This window comes from Microbacterium testaceum (genome assembly GCF_001476285.1).
Lineage (GTDB): Bacteria > Actinomycetota > Actinomycetes > Actinomycetales > Microbacteriaceae > Microbacterium > Microbacterium testaceum_B.
In genome coordinates, this window is sequence record NZ_LDRU01000045.1 from 10,811 (window position 1) to 27,730 (window position 16,920).

Genomic DNA, 16,920 nt, shown 5'->3' on the forward strand with positions numbered 1-16,920 from the left:
GACGGGGCGCGACCGTCCTCGCCGCTTAGCGCGGAAGCGTCGGAACGGATGCCAAGAGCTGCCGGGTGTACGCGGCCTGCGGCTGCAACAGCACCTTCTCGGTCGGTCCCTGCTCGACGACGCGCCCGTCCTTCATCACAACGACCTGGTCGCAGACGTTCTGCACCACACCGATGTCGTGCGACACGAGCACGAGCGTCAGGTCTTCTTCCGCGCGCAGGCGGCTGAGAAGCCGCAGGATCTGCGCGCGCACGGTCACGTCGAGCGCCGACAGCGGCTCATCGCCGACGAGGATGCGCGGGCGGTGCACGATCGCGCGCGCCAGGGCGATCCTCTGGCGCTGGCCTCCCGAGAACTCGTGCGGGAAGCGGGTGGCCATGTCAGCCTCGAGACCGACCTGCCCGAGCACCTCGCGCACCCGCGCGCGCCGGTCGCCCTCGATGCCGAGTGCCCAGAGCGGCTCACCGACGATCCGGCCGATGCTCATGCGGGGGTCGAGCGAGGCGTACGGATCCTGGAAGACGATGCCCGTCGCCCGCCGCAGCCAGTGCAGCGAGCGGGCCGACCCGCGCGCGTCGACGGCGCGACCGTCGACCTCGACGGTGCCGGCCGTCGGGACGTCGAGTCCCAACAGCAAGCGGACGAGCGTCGACTTGCCCGATCCCGATTCGCCGATGACGCCCACGGCGGAGCCCGCGCGGACCGTCAGGTCGACGTCGTCGAGACCGATCGTGCGTTCCGGTCGGCCGAAGCCGCGACGGGGCGCGGGGTAGCTGCGCGACAGGCCGCGCGCGTGGATCTGCGTCTCGCTCACGGCGTCTCCTCTCCCGCGGCCGCCTCGCCGTGCGCGCGCGACGGACCGCGCGGATTCGTCGGGGTCCCGGCATCCCGACCAGGATGCTCCGGATGCCACAGCGTCGCCGTCGCGTCCCGCAGCAGGGCCTTCGTGATCGGGGACGACGGAGCGCGCAGCAGCTCCGAGACCTCGCCCCGCTCGACCACGCGTCCGTGCTCGAGGACGACCGCGTGGGTCGCGACCTGCGCGAGCACCGCGAGGTCGTGCGTGATGAAGACGAGCGACATCCCGGCATCCTGGACCAGTTCGCGCAGCAGCGAGAGGACACCGGCCTGGATGGTCACGTCGAGAGCGGTGGTCGGCTCGTCGGCGATGAGAAGACGCGGACGGCACGCGAGGGCCATCGCGATCGCGACGCGCTGGCGCTGACCGCCCGACAACTGGTGCGGGTAGCGCGACACGATGCGCTCGGGGTCGGGCAGGGCCACGCGCCCGGCCTCGGCGACGGCACGCCGGAGAGCCTCACGACGCGAGACCCGCTCGTGGATGCGGACGGACTCGCCGATCTGGCGGCCGACCGTGTGGAGGGGGTTGAGAGCGGTGCGGGGTTCCTGGAAGACCATGCCGATGTCGTCGCCGCGCAGTCTCGCGAGGTCGCGATCCGGAAGGCCGAGGATCTCGCGGTCGTTCCAGCGGACGCTGCCGGTGGCGCGAGCGCCGTCGGGGAGAAGCCCGAGGATCGCGAGGGCCGTCAGCGACTTGCCCGAACCAGACTCGCCGATGAGGCCGACGCGGGCGCCGTCGGGCACCTCGAACGAGATCCCGTCGACGACGGCGCGACCGCCGATCTCGACACGGAGGTCGGTCACCCGGAGACTCACGCGACCACCCCCGGCACGTGCGTGCGAGCGGCGGGCGCGCGCTCGGCGAGCGTCGGGTCGGCGGCCTCGCGCAGCGCGTCTCCGAGCAGGTTGAGTCCGAGAACGGTGAGGGTGATCGCGAGCCCCGGCCACACCACGGTCAGCGGATGCACGGCGATGTAGGCCTGCAGGTCGTTGAGCAGCACGCCCCACGAGGGCTGCGTGAGCGGGGCACCGAAGCCGAGATACGACAGGCTCGCCTCCGCGAGCACGGCGACGGCCATGCCCCACGACAACTGCACGATGAAGACGGGAGCGACGTTCGGGAGGAGGTGCCGCGTGAGGTTCTGCCACGTCGTGAGCCCGCTCGCGCGCCCCGCGAGAACGAAGTCGCTCTGCATCACGCGCCGCAGCTCAGGTCGGGTGACGCGCGCGATGTTCACGCCGAAGCCGATCCCGACGGCCCAGATCACGACGGCGAGCGAGCCGCCCCAGACGGCCGAGATCATCATCGCGATGATCAGCACGGGGAAGGCGATGAGGATGTCGACGAGCACCGCGACGCTCTCGCGGATCCACCGCGCCGTGAGCGAGCCGAGGGCGGCGAGGGCGATGCCCAGCACCGAGGCGACGACACCGGCACCCACCGCGACGACGATCGTCGTGCGGGTCCCGGCCATGAGCAGGCTCGCGATGTCGCGGCCGTTGTTGTCGGTGCCGAGGACGTGGGGCCAGGACGGGTCCGACCAGCGCGCACGCGCGTCGACGGCTGCCGGGTCGAACGGCGTCCACACGAGCGAGACGAGGGCGACGACGATCAGCGAGACGACGATCAGGATGCCGAATCTCCCGGTGCCGAGGGCCCAGAGGCGCCTGAGGGTGCTCACGAGGCCTCCCTCTGCCGGGGGTCGATCAGCCGGTGGACGAGATCGACGACGAAGCCGACGACGAGCACGAAACCGGTCAGTGCGAGGAGCTCTCCCTGCACCTTGGGCAGATCGCGCGCCGCGACGTCGGCGACCAGCATGCGTCCCACACCGGGGAGGGTGAACAGCTGCTCGATGACGACGGCCCCGACGATGATGCCGGCGACCTGCAGGCCGAGCACCGTGATGATCGACAGGCCCACGTTGGGCAGGCCGTGGCGCAGAAGTGCACGCGTGCGGGTGAGGCCCTTCGCGGCCGCCGTTCGCACGTAATCCTGGCCGAGCGCCTGCAGGGTCGCGCTTCGCACGAAGCGGAGGAGCATCGCCCCCTCGACCACACCGATGGTCACCGCGGGCAGCACGAGTGCTCGGAAGGCGGCCGCCGGGTCTTTCCAGCCCGCGCGGGGGAAGCCCTGCGGCGGGAGCCACCCGAGCCACACGGCGAACACGACGACGAGCATCATGCCCGCCCACACGACCGGAACGGCCGCGAGAGCCTGGGCGCCCACGCTGATCGCGGTGCCGCCTGCGTGCCGACGGCCCAGGGCCGACAGCACTCCGAGGGGGATGCCGACGACGAGCGCCACCGTGAGCGACATCGCCGCGAGGGGCACGGTCACCTGCGCCTTGCTGACGAGCTCGGTCATCACCGGCGTCCCGGTGAGCAGCGAACTGCCGAGATCGCCGCGGAGCAGTCCGCCGATCCAGTCGAGGTACTGCTGCCACAGCGGGACGTTCAGCCCGAGGCTCTCGCGCAACGCGGCGACCTGCTCGGGGCTCGCCTGCGTGCCCCCGACCAGCTGGGCGACATCGCCCGGGAGCACGCGGAGCGAGAGGAAGATCAGCGCGCTGGCCACGGCCAGGCCCAGCACGAGCAGGCCCAGCCGTGTCAGCGCGTAGCGGATCACTCCGACGAGACCGTCACGCCCGCGAGGGGCAGGCGCACGTTCAGCGAGTTCTTCGGGAAGTTCGACACGTTCGTGCCCACCGCCGTGCGCGGGGCCGAGAGGAACAGCCAGTCGGCGGCATCCTGATCGTCGACGATCTGTGCGGCTTCGGCGAGGAGATCGGACGACTGCTGGTCGTCGGTGCTCGCCAGGGCCTCCGCGTACAGGCGCTGCACCTCGGCGTTGTCGAAGCCGAAGTAGTAGGTCGGGTCGGCCCAGTTGCCGAAGTCCCGCGCCTCGACGTGGCGCACGAAGCTCAGGTCGTAGTCGTGGTTCGTGTATACGTCGGTCAACCACGTCGAGAAGTCGACCTGCTTGACCTGCAGCGTCACTCCCACGTCGGCGTACGACGACACGAGGAAGGTCGCGAGAGTGCTCGGGTAGACGTTGGGGATCGTCAGCGACAGGTTGAGGTTCTCGGCGCCCGCCTCGGCCAGGAGCTCGCGCGCACGATCGGGGTTGTACGACACGCTGCCCGTGAGGTCTTCGTAGCCGGGGTCGAGCGGGGGGATCGGACCGTTCAGCGGCTGCGCCGTGACCAGCGTTTCGACGAGCGCGTTGTGGTCGACCGCGAGACGCAGGGCCTCGCGCACGCGCTGGTCGTTCAGGGGAGCGCGCTGGTTGTTGAACGCGAGGGTGCCCTTGTCGGTGGTGAGCCCGGACTCGATCGTGAAGTTGCCGGTCCCCTCGATCTGGCCCTGCAGGTCGGGGTCGATCTCGAGCGCCACATCGACGTCGCCGCTGACCGCCGCATTGGTGGCCGCGCTCTGGTCGGGGATGTAGTCGAGCACGACTTCGGCGACTCCCGCCTTGTCGCCCCAGTAGCCGTCGTACCGGGCGAACGTGAGGCTCTGTCCCGTGTTCCACGACGCGACGCGGAAGGGACCCGTGCCGTTCTCGGCGGTCTGGAGGTTCGTCGTGTCGCCGTTCTTGAAGATCAGGCCCGCGCGACCCGTCAGCGCGAACAGGAAGTCGATGTTGGGCTTCGCGAGCGTGACGACGACGGTGGACGCGTCGGGGGAGGAGATGGATGCCACGTTCGCGAGATCGGTGCTGTTCTGCACCGTCGCGTCGTCTTTCGCTGTCTGCAGCGAGGTGACCACGTCGTCGGCGGTGAGCGCGCTGCCGTCGTGGAACGTGACGCCCTGACGGAGCGTGAACGTGTACGTCAGACCGTCGGGCGAGACGTTCCACTCAGTGGCCAGGGCGGGCACGATCGCGTTGTTCTCGTCGCCGTTGCGGGTCACGAGGCCCTGGTAGACGTTGTCGACGAGGGCTTGCTCGAGGGCGGCTCCGCTGGTGTGGCGGATGTCGAGGTTCGACGGCTCGAGCGACAGGCGCACCGTGAGAGTGGCGTTCGGGTCGGCCTCGCCGGTCGGGCCGGGCGCGGTGTCCGAGCCCGTGCACGAGGTGAGCAGCAGGGCTGAGATCAGGAGCGCGCTCGTGGCGAGGGCAGTGCGGCGCAGCATTGCGGGATGTCCTTTCGCAGGCCGAAGGCATCCGAGTGCTGTGGATGCCGTGCAGGGGTGCAAACAGCCTACTTTCACCCGTATTCCCCGCACGCCGTTGATGACGCCGCGCGACGGGGGATGACGCGGCGCGCAGGACGTCACTGCGCGGACGCGACCTCGCGGATCAGGGTGGCGAGACCGGCGGGGTCTTCCTCCTGGGCGTTGTGTCCGGTCGAGAGGACGCGGACGTCGGCGGTCGGCACGCGCCGCACGAGCTCGTCGGCGTCGTCGGCGGTCACGAACCCGCGCTCGCCGCGGGCGAGGGTGATCGGGGAAGTGACCTGGGCCACGTCGTCCCAGCCCGTCGTCGCGAGCACCGCGCGCACGGCATCCGGGGTCGAGGGATCCGCCCCGGCGTTCACCGCGGCGGCGGCGAGGTGGGCGAAGTGGTGCTTCCACTCGACCCGCCCGTCCGGGCGTACGCGTGAGTTGTGGAACACCCCGCGTTCCGCGGCGGCGCGCGAACCGCCCAGACCGAACGACAGCGCGCGCTCCACCAGCTCGTCGCGCGACGCCCAGTCGGTGGGGCCGGCGAAGAACGCCCGCAGCTGCGCGGGACCGCCGCTCGGGTCGATGCCCGGCGTGATGTCGACGACGAGGAGTCGTGCGACGAGATCGGGACGGGATGCCGCGACCGCGGCGCCCGTGAGACCACCGAGCGAGTGGCCGACGAGCGTCTGCGGTCCCTCCGTCCACGTCTCGATGGCCGTCACCACGTCGGGGGCGAGCACGCGGGCGACGTACGCGGCGTCGTCGCGCCACGAGGAGTCGCCGTGCCCCGGGAGGTCGAGCGCGAGCGCGGGCAGCCCGAGGTGCAGCAGCGTCGTGTCCCAGGTGTGGGCGTTCAGCCCCGCGCCGTGGAGGAGCGTCACCGCGGGGGGAGCGTCGCCCCACCGCAGGCCGCTCAGCACGCGACCGTCGTCGAGCGTCAACTGCACGCGTTCGACGGTCGGTGTCGGGCGACCGGCCTCGGCGGCCTGGGCGGGAAGGAACGAGAACTCGTCGACCTCGGGCATGGCATCCACCCTCCCACCCGCGCCCGCGGGCCGCCACCGCGCGTCCGACTCCCTTCCCCGCGCGCTGCGCTACTCGCCGCGCCCGCCAAGCTCTCACCGCGCGTCCAGGGACAGGGGACCGGACAGGGTGAGGTCGCCGTAGGCTGTGGCCATGGGTGAGGAGAAGCGCGTTCATCTGTCGAAGAAGGCCCCCGAGGCGTACGCCGCGCTGCGATCGTTCTCGAGCACCGTCGGGCGGCTCGCCGCCGATGCCGGTATCGACGCGCGCTTGCGCGAGATCGTGCAGATCCACGCCTCCCAGCTCAACGGCTGCGCGTACTGCGTGCGCGTGCACGTCGATGCGGCGGTCAAGGCCGGCCTCGACGCCGACGTGATCGCGCAGATCGCCACCTGGCGGGAGTCCGGCGTGTTCGACGAGCGCGAGCGGGCGGCTCTCGAACTCACCGAGTCGTTCACCTTCATCCACGAGGACGGCATCCCCGACGACGTCTACGACCAGGCGGGCGGCATCCTGAGCGAAGCCGAGTACGTGGCGCTCTCGTGGATCCTCGTCGCGATCAACGCGTTCAACCGCGTGGCGATCGCGGGACGATACCCCGTCCCGCCGCGCGCGGCTCACCACCACGGGGAGACCGCGTGACGTCGCTGGTCTCGGGGGCGGCGAACTTCCGCGACGTCGGCGGGCTGCCCGCGGGTGACGGCCGGACGCGAGCCGGCGTCCTCTTCCGCTCCGGCAATCTCGTCGCGGTCGACGACGACGGCATCGACACGCTGCGCTCGCTGCGGATTCGCCGCGTCATCGACCTGCGCGACGAGACCGAGCTCGCCCACGCCCCGAGCCGCTTCGACGATCTGCCCGTGGAGGTGCAGCACGAGCCGCTGTTCCTCGGGTCCGTCGACTCGTTCTTCGCCCGTGACGTGACCCTCGACGAGCTCTACGCCGCGATCGTCGACGAGTCCGCCGACCGGGTCGTGGCGGTGGTGCGTGGCATCCTGAGCGCCCAGCCCGTGCTCGTGCACTGCACGGTCGGCAAGGATCGCACCGGGGTAACGGTCGCGATCGCGCTCGCGGCGGCGGGTGTCGACCGCGAGGCCGTGGTCGCCGACTACGCGCGTACCGAGGCCCTCCTTCCACCCGAGCGCAACGCCGCCGTGCTGCGGGCGATCCGGGCGTTCCATCCCGAGAACGTCAACGCCGAGGCCCTGGCCACCCGCTCGCCGGCGCCCGTGATGCGGGCGCTGCTCGCGCGCCTCGACCGCGAGTACGGCTCACCCGCGGGTTACCTCCGTACCCACGGGATGAGCGACGACGAACTTCGACGCCTGCGTGAGGTCCTGATCGACTGAGCGATGCTTCGACGTCGCGATACAAAGCGGGAACTCAGGTTAGGCAACCCTTCTTCGCGGGTATAGTAGGGGCATCATGTCCTTCCCCTCCGAGCACAACGACGCCGCCTGTCGCGCGTCGCGGCACACCCGCGTGCAGCACCTCGTGACCGCCGACGAGACCTCTCTCGCCGAGCTCGAGGCACTGCTGGCGACGCTGCCGATCTGCTCGACGGGGCGCGTGTTCGTCGAGGTCCCCGACGCGTCGTGGATCGGCCGGATCGCGGCTCCCGCGCGCATGACCCTGACCTGGCTCGATCGTTCCCGCCGCGGTGGCGCGCCGGGGACCGGCCGCTGCTGCGCCGCGGGCGAGGCGCTCGTCCGCGCGGTCTCGGGCTGGGCCGGCGAGATGCTGTGCTGCGACGATGACGACACCCGCATCTTCCTGCTGGGCGGGTACCTCGGCACGGCCGAGATCGTGGACGAGCTCGTCGCCCGCCACGGCGTCGACGCGCAGTCGATCCACACGCCCGAGCGCTTCGGCCTCGCGACCGCGCGCTGAGCGCAGCCGAGGATCGGCTCGCCCGCGCGTGATCGGCGTGCCGCGCGCTTTTCGGGGCCGCATAAACGCGATCCGCGCGCGTAAACGCGCTGCGCCCGTGTTTCTGTGAGCGGATGGCGTTTATGCGCGTCCGGCGGCGGTGCCGTGCGCCGGCGCGCTGAGCGCAGGGGCGGCGAAGCGCGAAGCGGCGGCACCGCGACGATGCGCGGTCGCGCCGATCAGCTGCCGCGCGGCACGTAGTTGCCCTCGAACAGGCCCGCCTCGATCTCGAAGCGGTTGCGCAAGGGATCGCGGCCGGCGAGGGCGTAGAGGACCGGCATGAGGAAGCCGTAGCGCTGCCACTGGCGTTTGTGCACGGCCTCGTGGCCGAGCACGGTGTCGGTCGGGCGGGCGTCGCCGGTGAGGAAGCACCCGCCGACGCAGACGCCGCCGCGGGGATACGCCCACGAGGGCAGCCCGCGGAACACCCACAGGCCGTGGCGCTTCTCGACGCGACCGGTGCTCCAGAGGGATCCCCACACCCATCCGACGGTGCAGCCGTACCAGTACCCGACGCGGCTGACGGGGGAGTCGAGCAGGAAACCGGGAATGAACCGGTCCCAGAAGCGTCCGCGCGCGACAGCCCGGTCGGCGCGCTCTCGCCATCCGGCAGGCGGCCTCGGGACCGGGCTCACGCCAAGGCCCCGATGAGCCGGAGGATGGTCCCCAGGTCGTCGACGGCGGCGGCGGGCGACGACGGCGAGAACTCGGTGAGCGTGGCCCCCGCGAGCGGCACCCGCTCCCGCAGGCGACGAAGGGATGCCACGACGTCGGTCGTGCGCGCACCGAAGGGCTCCGGCAGGGCGACTCCGGTCATCTCCGCCGGGTCGAGCACGTCGAGGTCGACGTGCACGTAGACACGGGAGGCTCCGGTCGCCTGCACCGCCTCGGCCAGCACCTCGGGGTTGGCGAGCGCGTCTGGCGCGATGACACGGATGCCGTGCTCGTCGATGAAGCGCTGCTCCTCGGCATCCAGAGCCCGCGTTCCCGCGAGAACGATCCGGGACGGCGAGATCCCGGGTTCGAGGCGGTGAAGGTTCTCACCCTCGCCGGTGATCGCCCGGAGAACCATTCCGTGGAACGCGCCGCTGGGGGAGGAGGCGGGGGTGTTCAGGTCGGCGTGCGCGTCGATCCAGACCACGGCGAGGTCGTCGGCCGCGACGGGGGAGATCGCGCCGAGGGCTACGCCGCAGTCACCGCCGACGACGATCGCGGGATCGGCACTCGCGCGGACGGCGTCTTCGATCCGCTCGCGCATCCGAATCAGCGCGCTGAGCCGGTGGACGGCGGTGCCCTGGGCGTCGCCGGCCTCGGGCACGGCGTCGAGGACCGTGGTGGAGGCGCGCGGCAGGTCGCCCGCGATCGCCTCGGCTCCGTCGATGAGCTGCATCGCTCGAGAAGACGAAGAGCCCTGCCACTGCGGAGCGACGATGAAACGCGCCATGGGTACCTCCGGAAGAGACCGAGAGTGCACCGCCCGGCGGGCCGGACGATGCACTCTCGGAACAGATCAGACCTGGTCGGGGCTCGGGGCGTCGATCGCGGCGCGCTGCGGGCCGCCGACCTTGAGCGCGGCGAGGCGCGCCTCGACCTCGGTGAGCTCGCCCACGTCTTCGAGAGCGTTGAACTGCGCGTCGATGCTCGAGGCCGCCAGCTCCTGCTTCCCGGCGGCCAGGGCCTCCTGGCGGCGGATCTTGTCTTCGAAGCGGCCGAGCTCGCTCGTCGGGTCGAGGACGTCGATCGAGCGGACGGCGTCGTGCACCTTGTTCTGCGCCTCGGCGACCTTCGCCCGCGCGGTGAGCTCGTTGCGCTTCGCCTTCAGCTGCTCGAGCTTGGTCTTCATGCCGTTGAGGCCGTCTTTGAGCTTGTCGACGACCTCGGTCTGCGCGGCGATGGTCGGCTCGGCGGCCTTGGCCTCGCCCTCGGCGGTGATCTGACGCTGGAGGGCGATCTTGGCGAGGTTGTCGAACTTGTCGGCCTCGGGGATGTTGCCCGACGCGCGGAGCTCGTCGCCCTTGCGGCTCGCGGCGAGGGCCTTGTTGCCCCACTCCGCGGCGGCCTGGCGGTCTTCCTGGTGGTCGCGCTCGAGGAGGCGCAGGTTGCCGATGGTCTCGGCGATCGCCGATTCGGCGTCGGCGATCGAGTTGGAGTAGTCGCGGACGAGCTGATCCAGCATCTTCTGCGGGTCCTCGGCCTGGTCGAGGAGCGCGTTGATGTTCGCGCGGACGAGGGTGGTCATGCGACCGAAGATGGACTGCTTGGCCATGCGGGGGTTCCTTCCTAGGGCGACGATGTCGAGTCTGGTGTCGAATGCTACGAATTTTCTGTGACGGCCGGGATCGGCTTGCGGCGGCGGCTCAGAAGCGCCCGCCTCCGCGGCGCGACCTGCCGCCGCCGCTGCTCCGCGAGCCGCCCGAACGCATGCCGCCACCGCCGGAGCGCGACCGGGAGCCGCCGGAGCGGATGCTCCCACCGAAGCCTCCACCGAACCCTCCACCGAAGCCGCCGCGCGAGCGCGAACCGCCCCCGCCGAGCAGGGAGTTGACGGCGATCCCGCCCAGAATCGCGCCCAGCATGTCGGTTCCGCCGCCGGAGCCGCCCCCGAACCCGCCCACGTCGTTCTGGGCGAGGGAGCCGGCCTCGCCGGAGAGCTGGACCGCGCGCTGAGCGAGCGTCAGCGCCGTCACCGGATCGCTCGCGCGCAGCTGCTCGGCCTGCACGAGGGCGGCGCCGGCTTCGGCCAGACGTGTCCGGGCCGTGGGTCCTACGGCTCCGCGTCGAGCGGCGATGAAGCTCTCTGTCGACGACACCTGCGCGCGCGCCTGAACGAGGGTGCTCTCGAGCTGAGAGGCGGCGCGCCGCTGGCGCTCCGCCGCGTCGCGCGCTTCGGCGAGAACGGCATCGATCGTCGCGTTGGCCTTCTCGAGCGTGCCGAGCGCCCCCAGGGGATCGGAGCGCTCCCCGCCGAGCGAGGCGCGCGCCGCGTTGCGTTGCGCCGTCGCGGCCGCCACGGCTCCCGCGATCCGGCCGTCGGGGTCGGGGAGGGCGCCGGCGGCGGCGATGTCGCCGTCGATCTCGGCAGCGAGGTCGGCGCAGCGCTTCTCCGCGGTCGCCAGGTCGGCGGCCAGGGCCGATACCGCCTTCTCGAGCGTGTCGGCCTGGCTGACGGCCATCTGGCTCGCGCGCAGGGCGACGGCTGCCTCGCCCGTGTCACCCGCGGCGAGGGCGGTCGAGGCCGTCGCGATCTGTTGCGCGGCGAGGTCGAGCCGCGCCCGGGCTTGCGCCGGATTGTCGGCGACGGGGGAGAGGGCGGCGTCGCTGTAGCGCTGGCGGAGTCGCGCGAGCTCGGCCTCGGCGCCGGGGAGCGCGGCTGCGGCCGCGGCGTGCTGCTCCTGCACGCGCGCGAGGGCCTCGGGTGCCTCGGCCTCGAGGGCGCGGAGCTCTTCGAACGCCGACGCCTTGGCATCCAGGGCCTCATCGGCCGACGCGCACAGGCGCAGGATCTCGGTGTACCCCGCGCGGCGCTGTTCGGGACTCTCGGGCGTTTCGTCGTCGAGCTGCTGCGAGATCGTGAAGGCACGGTCGAGATCGGCCTTCGCCTGCGCGAGGACCTCGACGAACGGGGCTGCGGCCTCGTCGCCGAACTGCGCGCGGGCGAACCCGAGCTCTTGCTCGCTGTTCTTGACCGCGTCGTCGGTGGCGACGAGCGCCGACCCCGCCCGCTTCGCGAGATCGTCGATGTCTTCCTCGCGTGACGACGAACCCCCGGATGCCGCGCGCCGACGGCGCAGCCCGAACCACAGCAGGCCGCCGCCGATCGCCAGTACGAGCACGACGAGCAGGACGATGAGCCCGATGTCGGGCCCGCTCCCGGCGGGCGTCGGCGGGGCGGGAGCGGGAGCTGCACGCTCGGCGGCCGTGAGCCCGTCCGCGGCCCTGATCGCCGCCCCTGCCCAGTCACCGTTCGCGAGAGCGGGCTGGACGAGGTCCTGCTCGATGTCGGCCAGCTGGGTCGAGGTCAGGGCGCCGTCATCGACGTCGCCCGACAGGTAATAGGCGCGGCCGCCGACCGAGACGGCGAGCAGGTACTGGTGCGGACCGAGGTTGTTGCGGTTCGCCGTCTCGTTGGCCCAGTCCGCAGCCGCCTCGGGCTGCGTGAACTCGTCGACGTACGCGACCCACATGTCGAAGCCGGTCTCGTTCGTGAGCCGCAGCAACCGGGACTGCACCTCGGCCTCTTGCGCGTTGGTCAGCACGTCGGCCTGATCGAGGACGTAGCTCGACCCCAGCGCGGGCGGGGGGACGGCCGCCGCGGACAGCGGCCACCCGAGCACCCCCGCGGCCAGCACGAGCAGAGCCACCGTCGCTTTCGCGGCACCGGGCTTTCGCATCCCTCCCCCTTCGGCTGCGGACCCGACCACTCTATAAACGACCTCCGACACCGGGGTAGGAGCGGCGCGTCCGCTCTCAGCGCACACGAGCGCCGCATAGGCTCGAATGCTCGGAGGTAGGTATGGACGACCGCTACGGCACCGATGTGCTCGCCCGCGGCTGGCGCGACGCCGGACGAGTGAAGCCCGCCCAGGTGGCGGCATCCGTCGATCTGGTGGTCGAGGTCGCCGGCACGGACTTCGTGGGTGCCGTGACCCGCGTCGAGGGCATGAACGTCGAACTCGAGGACCGCTTCCGCAAGCGCCGGCTCTTCCCCCTCGGCGGAGGCTTCCTCGTGGACGGCAAGCCGGTCGTGCTGACCGCCCCGGCCGCCGCCGCGAAGGGTCGTACGCGCACGGCATCCGGGTCCTTCGCCGTCGACGACCAGCGCGCCCGCACGGCGCGCGCGAGCCGCATCTTCGTCGAGGGCAAGCACGACGCCGAGCTCGTCGAGAAGGTCTGGGGCGCCGACCTGCGCGCCGAGGGCGTCGTCGTCGAGTTCCTCGAGGGCGTCGACCTGCTCGAACAGACCCTGGATGCCGAGCCCCCGACCGCCGAGCGACGCTACGGCGTGCTCGTCGATCACCTCGTCCCGGGCTCCAAGGAGTCGCGCATCGCCGAGAAGATCGCGCGGGGGCGGCACGGCGCCCACGTGCGCATCGTTGGTCACCCCTTCGTCGACGTCTGGCAGTGCGTCACGCCCCGTGCCCTGGGGATCGCCGCCTGGCCCGAGGTCCCCCGCTCGATCGAGTGGAAGGTCGGCGTCTGCCGCGCCCTCGGCTGGCCCGCGGAGGAGCAGGCCGACCTCGCCCGCGCCTGGCAGCACATCCTGTCGAGAGTGACCACGTTCCGCGACCTCGAACCGGCCCTGCTCGGCCGCGTCGAGGAACTCATCGATTTCGTGACCGTCCCGTGAGCGGCCGCAAGGTGCCCGTCCGGCACACACCGGAGGGCTCGCCTAGCCTGGACGACATGGATGCCGCCGCCCCCGTCTTCCGCGACAAGCCGGTGTCGTTCGTGCGTCGAAGCGGCCGCATGTCCGAGGCGCAGGACCGCGCGTGGGCCGAGCTCTCGCCGTTCTACCTGCTGCCCGTGGAGCGGGCCGCGGCGGCGACGAGCGTCAAGGCCGGCAGTGCCGTCGACCTCGTCCAGGTCTACGGCCGCTCGGCCCGCCTCGTCGTCGAGATCGGCTCGGGGCAGGGCCACCAGATCGTCTCGGCCGCAGCCAGCGACCCCGACACCGACTTCCTCGCGGTCGAGGTCTTCACAGCGGGCCTCGCGCGCACCATGCTCGACGCCGACCGCGAGGGCGTGAAGAACCTCCGCCTCGTCGAGGCCAATGCCCCCGAGGTGCTGGAGCATATGCTGCCCGCGGCATCCGTCGACGAGCTCTGGGTGTTCTTCCCCGACCCGTGGCACAAGAACAAGCACACGAAGCGGCGCCTCGTCGCCCCCGACTTCGCGCGCGTCGCCGCGCTGGCGCTCCGCCCCGGTGGCACGCTCCGCCTCGCGACCGACTGGCAGGACTACGCCGACCAGATGCGCGACGTGCTCGATGAGGCCGATGGCTTCGAGCGGGCGTTCGCGGGGGAGTGGGCCGAGCGTTTCGACGGCCGTGTGCTCACCGCCTTCGAGCGCAAGGGTCTCCGGGTCGGCCGCGACATCCGCGACCTGACCTATACACGGGTCTCCCCGTGACCGCGCACACCGCGGTGCCGGTGAGCGAGCGTTCCACGTGGACGCCGAAGCTCCTCCCGGCGCTGTTGGTGTGCCTCGCCGCCCCCGTGCTGTTCGTCGTCCAGATCGTGTGGCTCGGGTGGCTGCTGCTGGCGCTCGCCGTGGCATCCGGAATCCTCGTCGATCGACGCGCCGGAGTTCCCCTCGTGCGTGGCCAGCAGCCCAGCATCGCCCGCGACGTGTCACTCGTCGCGATCGGGCAGTTCATCGTCAGCCTGATCCCGTTGCACGCCGAGCTCGACAACGCCGCCTTCGTGCGGTTCACCCTCGCCCTGGGCGGCGCGGTGGTCGTTCCCTACGTCGTCTCGCGTTTCGTCTACCGCGACTATGCGATCCGCTTCCCCTGGCGCGGCGGCGGCCGGTGGACGTGGTGGCAGTGGGCGTGGCTCGCCGGGGTGATCGTGCTGGGGTACCTGATCCTGCCGTTCTACTTCATCACCTCGGGCGTCTACACGAACTGGCCCGTCGTGAACACGCCGGACCTCATCGCGCGCTTGTTCGTGGGCGTGGGCGCGGTCGGCATCTGGGACGAGCTGTTCTTCATCTGCACGGTGTTCGTGCTGCTGCGACGGCACTTCCCCGACCTCACCGCGAACCTCCTGCAGGCGATCGTGTTCGTCTCGTTCCTGTGGGAGCTCGGCTACCAGGCGTGGGGACCGCTGCTCACCGTGCCCTTCGCGATCGTCCAGGGCTTCCTCTTCCTGAAGACCCGCTCGCTCTGGTACGTCGTGACGGTGCACCTGCTCTTCGACGCCGTGGTCTTCGGCGTGCTCGTTCACGCGCACAATCCGTCGGCGGCATCCATCTTCCTGCTCTGACGCGCGTCCCGGGTGCTGGCGTCGCTGCACGGGCGCTGCCCAGGTGCGTTCTCTACCGTGGAGGGAGGACGCTCGATCGCGTCCCCGGACGAGGGATCAGTACCCGGAGCGCGACAAGACTGGCCAGGGAGCACAGCCATGTCGTGGATCGTTCTCATCGCATCCGGAATCCTCGAGGCGGTCTGGGCCACCGCGCTCGGCCGCTCGGAGGGATTCACCAGGCTCTGGCCGACCGTCGTCTTCGGCGTCGCGCTCGTGGCATCCATGGGCGGACTCGCGTTCGCGATGCGCGAGATTCCCACCGGTACGGCGTACGCGGTGTGGGTCGGGATCGGTGCGGCCCTCACGGTCGTCTTCGCGATGGCCACGGGCGCGGAGGCGCTCTCGCTGGTCAAGGTGCTGCTCGTGCTGGGGCTCGTCGGCTGCGTCGTCGGCCTCAAGCTGGTCGGTGACACCCACTGACCAGGGACTTTTCTGAATGTCAACCGGATGGAACGTTCGGTTTGATCCGCTACGATCTGGCTTCACTGCACTTGTCCGGGCCCGACACCGTCGTCACTCGCCCACATCTTCCTCTGTGAAAGGTTCCGAGTGAGCGCACCGCCGAGCGAGCTTGCCTCCCCGACACGTCCTTCGCGCGTCATCGAGCGACCGAGCCGATACCGCCGACTCGACCGTCTGCGCGGATCGCGCATCGGTCGTGCACTGCGGCAGTACGGCGAAGACGTCCTGCGTCCGCCGCAGGGCGCGGTGCCGGTGGAGCGCGGATCGTTCACCCGTGTCCTGCTGCTCTGGGCCGTCGCACGCGCGGTGAACTTCGGCTTCCTGTGGGGCTTCTACTCGATCGCCAAGGCCGCGCGCTGGGGCTTCGGTCCCGACAGCGAGCGCCTCGGCACCTTCTTCGACTACCTCACCGGCTGGGACGCCGACCGTTACGGTCAGATCGCCGCGCAGGGGTACCCGATGTCGCTCCCGATGAACGTGTCGGGTGACATCCTCCCCAACAACTGGGCGTTCCTGCCCGTCTTCCCCGGACTCGTCCGCGTTCTCTCGGATGCCACGGGCCTCGGGTGGCAGCCCATCGCGGTGCTCCTCAGCCTCGGCGCGAGCCTCGGGGCCACCTGGCTGCTCTTCCTCCTGCTGCGCACCGTCACCAAGCCCCAGCCGGCCTGGTGGGCGGTGGTGTTCTTCTCCTTCGCGCCGATGTCGTTCCTCTTCGTGATCGGCTACAGCGAGGGCCTGTTCATGGCGCTGATGTTCGGCGCGATGCTGCTCGCCATCAAGCGCATGTACCTGTGGATCCTCCCCATCGGACTCGTCACCGCGTACACGCGGCCGGGCGTCCTCGCCCTGGGGCTCGCTCTCGGGATCGTCTTCCTGGTTCGGTTCCTCCGTCGCCGCGTCGACCCGTTCCCCGTCCGCGAGTGGGCGTCGCTCATGGTGACCGGTGGCACGATCGCGATCGCGGGCCTGTCGTGGAACCACATCGCGCAGTACGTGACCGGGACGCACAACGCCTACATCCGCACCGAGCTCGGCTGGTGGCTCGACTACGTCGGCAACGACGCGTTCACGCCGTTCACGCCCTGGTTCCGCCAGGCGGGTACCCATCTCGGTGTCGTCGGCATCGTGCTGGTCATCGCCCTGATCGTCGCCTTCCTCGCGCTGATGTGGTCGCGTCCGGTCCGCCGACTCGGGCTCATGGTCGTCTCCTACGCCTTCAGCTACGGGGTCTACATCCTCGCGGTGTTCCTCCCGCAGCAGAGCACGTTCCGTCTGCTCATGCCGATGGCGCCGATGATGGCCGACGAGCGCTGGTCGTCGACCCCGCGTCGCCGTGCCGCGATCCTGGTCGGGTGCCTCGTCCTGCAGGTCGTCGCGATCCTTCTGCTCTGGACCCGCGGCAACCCGTGACCTGAACGAAGGACGAGGGGGCGACGCCGCGATGGCG

At 71.1% G+C, this 16,920-nt stretch carries 18 protein-coding genes and 1 riboswitch; of the genes, 8 read left to right on the forward strand and 10 right to left on the reverse strand.

Going from position 1 to position 16,920, the window contains the following annotated elements:
- Nucleotides 1-25: 25 nt before the first annotated feature.
- The 6 genes from NS283_RS09150 to NS283_RS09175 form a co-directional block, all read right to left on the reverse strand.
- Entirely contained in the window at nucleotides 26-814 is a 789-nt protein-coding gene (locus NS283_RS09150) for an ATP-binding cassette domain-containing protein (protein ID WP_193752655.1), read from the reverse strand.
- Nucleotides 811-1,677, reverse strand: a complete 867-nt coding sequence (locus tag NS283_RS09155; RefSeq protein ID WP_058596557.1) for an ATP-binding cassette domain-containing protein — start codon at nucleotides 1,675-1,677, stop codon at nucleotides 811-813. The genes NS283_RS09150 and NS283_RS09155 overlap by 4 nt, the downstream gene beginning before the upstream one ends.
- Nucleotides 1,674-2,543, reverse strand: a complete 870-nt coding sequence (locus NS283_RS09160; protein ID WP_058596558.1) for an ABC transporter permease — start codon at nucleotides 2,541-2,543, stop codon at nucleotides 1,674-1,676. Before NS283_RS09160 ends, NS283_RS09155 begins: the two co-directional genes overlap by 4 nt.
- Entirely contained in the window at nucleotides 2,540-3,490 is a 951-nt protein-coding gene (locus tag NS283_RS09165) for an ABC transporter permease (protein ID WP_058596559.1), read from the reverse strand. The genes NS283_RS09160 and NS283_RS09165 overlap by 4 nt, the downstream gene beginning before the upstream one ends.
- The gene (locus NS283_RS09170) at nucleotides 3,487-4,998 is read right to left on the reverse strand and encodes an ABC transporter substrate-binding protein (RefSeq protein ID WP_058596560.1); all 1,512 of its coding nucleotides are present in this window, start codon (nucleotides 4,996-4,998) and stop codon (nucleotides 3,487-3,489) included. Before NS283_RS09170 ends, NS283_RS09165 begins: the two co-directional genes overlap by 4 nt.
- Before the next feature lie 140 nt (nucleotides 4,999-5,138).
- Nucleotides 5,139-6,056, reverse strand: a complete 918-nt coding sequence (locus NS283_RS09175; protein WP_058596561.1) for an alpha/beta fold hydrolase — start codon at nucleotides 6,054-6,056, stop codon at nucleotides 5,139-5,141.
- 151 nt (nucleotides 6,057-6,207) lie between these two features.
- On the opposite strand from NS283_RS09175, the gene NS283_RS09180 reads away from it, so the two are divergent.
- The 3 genes from NS283_RS09180 to NS283_RS09190 all read left to right on the forward strand — a co-directional run bounded on the left by NS283_RS09180 (nucleotide 6,208) and on the right by NS283_RS09190 (nucleotide 7,944).
- Nucleotides 6,208-6,696 (forward strand): carboxymuconolactone decarboxylase family protein, encoded by a 489-nt coding sequence (locus NS283_RS09180; protein ID WP_058596562.1) that lies wholly within the window; start codon nucleotides 6,208-6,210, stop codon nucleotides 6,694-6,696.
- Complete coding sequence (locus NS283_RS09185; RefSeq protein WP_058596563.1) at nucleotides 6,693-7,403, forward strand: tyrosine-protein phosphatase; 711 nt, start codon at nucleotides 6,693-6,695, stop codon at nucleotides 7,401-7,403. Before NS283_RS09180 ends, NS283_RS09185 begins: the two co-directional genes overlap by 4 nt.
- Nucleotides 7,404-7,479: 76 nt before the next feature.
- A complete protein-coding gene (locus NS283_RS09190) occupies nucleotides 7,480-7,944 on the forward strand; it encodes an SIP domain-containing protein (RefSeq protein WP_058596564.1) in 465 nt (154 codons plus the stop codon).
- A gap of 218 nt (nucleotides 7,945-8,162) precedes the next feature.
- Here the strand turns inward: NS283_RS09190 and NS283_RS09195 are convergent, their stop codons facing one another.
- The 4 genes from NS283_RS09195 to NS283_RS09210 form a co-directional block, all read right to left on the reverse strand.
- A complete protein-coding gene (locus NS283_RS09195) occupies nucleotides 8,163-8,618 on the reverse strand; it encodes a hypothetical protein (protein WP_058596565.1) in 456 nt (151 codons plus the stop codon).
- Complete coding sequence (locus tag NS283_RS09200) at nucleotides 8,615-9,427, reverse strand: arginase family protein (protein ID WP_058596566.1); 813 nt, start codon at nucleotides 9,425-9,427, stop codon at nucleotides 8,615-8,617. The genes NS283_RS09195 and NS283_RS09200 overlap by 4 nt, the downstream gene beginning before the upstream one ends.
- A gap of 66 nt (nucleotides 9,428-9,493) precedes the next feature.
- Nucleotides 9,494-10,249 carry a PspA/IM30 family protein gene (locus tag NS283_RS09205; protein WP_058596567.1) on the reverse strand — a complete coding sequence of 252 codons (756 nt, stop codon included), beginning with the start codon at nucleotides 10,247-10,249 and terminating at the stop codon, nucleotides 9,494-9,496.
- A gap of 91 nt (nucleotides 10,250-10,340) precedes the next feature.
- Nucleotides 10,341-12,374 (reverse strand): TPM domain-containing protein, encoded by a 2,034-nt coding sequence (locus NS283_RS09210; protein ID WP_058596568.1) that lies wholly within the window; start codon nucleotides 12,372-12,374, stop codon nucleotides 10,341-10,343.
- Nucleotides 12,375-12,496: 122 nt separating this feature from the next.
- Here NS283_RS09210 and NS283_RS09215 point away from each other — a divergent pair, with 122 nt between their 5' ends.
- The 5 genes from NS283_RS09215 (at nucleotide 12,497) to NS283_RS09235 (ending at nucleotide 16,883) form a co-directional block, all read left to right on the forward strand.
- Entirely contained in the window at nucleotides 12,497-13,330 is an 834-nt protein-coding gene (locus NS283_RS09215; protein ID WP_058596569.1) for a DUF3097 domain-containing protein, read from the forward strand.
- A gap of 56 nt (nucleotides 13,331-13,386) precedes the next feature.
- Nucleotides 13,387-14,112 carry a tRNA (guanosine(46)-N7)-methyltransferase TrmB gene (gene trmB / locus NS283_RS09220; protein ID WP_058596570.1) on the forward strand — a complete coding sequence of 242 codons (726 nt, stop codon included), beginning with the start codon at nucleotides 13,387-13,389 and terminating at the stop codon, nucleotides 14,110-14,112.
- The gene (locus tag NS283_RS09225) at nucleotides 14,109-14,969 is read left to right on the forward strand and encodes a CPBP family intramembrane glutamic endopeptidase (protein WP_193752656.1); all 861 of its coding nucleotides are present in this window, start codon (nucleotides 14,109-14,111) and stop codon (nucleotides 14,967-14,969) included. Before trmB ends, NS283_RS09225 begins: the two co-directional genes overlap by 4 nt.
- Before the next feature lie 62 nt (nucleotides 14,970-15,031).
- A riboswitch (guanidine-III (ykkC-III) riboswitch) is annotated at nucleotides 15,032-15,097 on the forward strand.
- A 10-nt stretch (nucleotides 15,098-15,107) separates the two neighbouring features.
- Nucleotides 15,108-15,431: a DMT family transporter gene (locus NS283_RS09230; RefSeq protein WP_058596571.1), complete on the forward strand. Its 324-nt coding sequence runs from the start codon at nucleotides 15,108-15,110 to the stop codon at nucleotides 15,429-15,431.
- 129 nt (nucleotides 15,432-15,560) lie between these two features.
- Nucleotides 15,561-16,883, forward strand: coding sequence for a hypothetical protein (locus NS283_RS09235; protein ID WP_058596572.1), 1,323 nt, complete (start codon nucleotides 15,561-15,563; stop codon nucleotides 16,881-16,883).
- Nucleotides 16,884-16,920: the final 37 nt, after the last annotated feature.